The sequence below is a fragment of the Thermodesulfovibrionia bacterium genome (assembly GCA_030646035.1).
Taxonomy (GTDB): Bacteria; Nitrospirota; Thermodesulfovibrionia; order UBA6902; family UBA6902; genus JACQZG01.
Genome location: JAUSMY010000024.1, coordinates 1 through 1,174, shown reverse-complemented (window position 1 = coordinate 1,174; position 1,174 = coordinate 1). Strand labels below are relative to the sequence as shown.

General features: G+C 40.5%; 1 protein-coding gene. It reads left to right on the top strand.

Translation table 11 applies throughout. The features are described from left to right. A partial coding sequence (locus Q7U10_03650; GenBank protein ID MDO8281711.1) for a hypothetical protein occupies nucleotides 1–1,174 on the top strand: 1,174 nt, incomplete at both ends.

Below are 1,174 nucleotides of genomic sequence, written 5' to 3'. Positions count from 1 at the left end.
GTCCAAGGCAGACACCTTGTTTGTTCTAAATACTAAAACCAGACAGAAGTATTCTTTACCTGGAGGACGTGCAGGAATTTTTAACGGTGAGCGCACTTTTGCCTGCAGCAAGAAAGAAGGTCTTTCCTTAATTGATTTGAGAAGTGGCAAAGAGAGTGTGATTCCCGGTGTAGAGCGCTATGATTTTTCATCAGACACCCACTATCTTGTCACGATGGAAAAGGGTCAAGGCAGCCCGCTTGTGATACGAAAAGACGGAATGATTATCGATGTCATTTCGAATGTGACGCAATACCGTTTGAATGATGCTAAAAATATGTTGGTTTATGCGAGCACGGAAAATGGTATTGGTCAAGTAGGAAGTCTAACATTGGCAGGAACTTATGTCAAACGCTTTATAGCTTCACAAAAAGCTCAGACTTTTAAGGTTTTACGATGGCAACATAAAGGAAAAGCAATTGTTTTTTATGGTGTTAATGAGGGAGAGGAGGAGCTCTATTATCATGATATTGAATCGGGGCAACAGCATGTTTTAAAAAGTACGGATGCAAATTTTCCCGATTCAATGAAAATTGATCCTAATCAAAACGTGGAGTTAACCCTATCACGAGATGGAGAAAAGGTTTTTTTCGGGATAACGGCTATATTATCCAAACCTAATGGGATGTCAGCAGATGCAGTGGAAATTTGGCATGCAAAGGACAAAATGATATTTCCCGATCGAAAGTTATCTGCTACAGTAAAGTATCCACAATACCTTGCTGTTTGGTATCCTAAGAGTGCTATTGTGCGTCAAATCAGTACTGCTGAGCAGCGTTGGGTGATGTTGAGCGGTAATCAAGATTATGCTCTTGTGGCTGACCCTTTGCAGTACAATCCACAATATAAGTGGATTGCCGATATGGATTATTATCTGGTACATCTTGCAACCGGTAAAAGGGAATTATTTTTAAAGGGACATTCAGGTCTTATTAATCACATGGGTATTTCGCCGGATGGACGGTATATTAACTATTATAAAGAAAGTAATTGGTGGGTTTATGATCTAAAACAGCAAACTCATACTAATGTCACCAAGGGACTTGATGTATCATGGGATAACAGTGCCACTGATCCTGGAAACCAATTGAATGTTTGGGGACAGCCCGGCTGGACTACAGACAATCAATGGGGA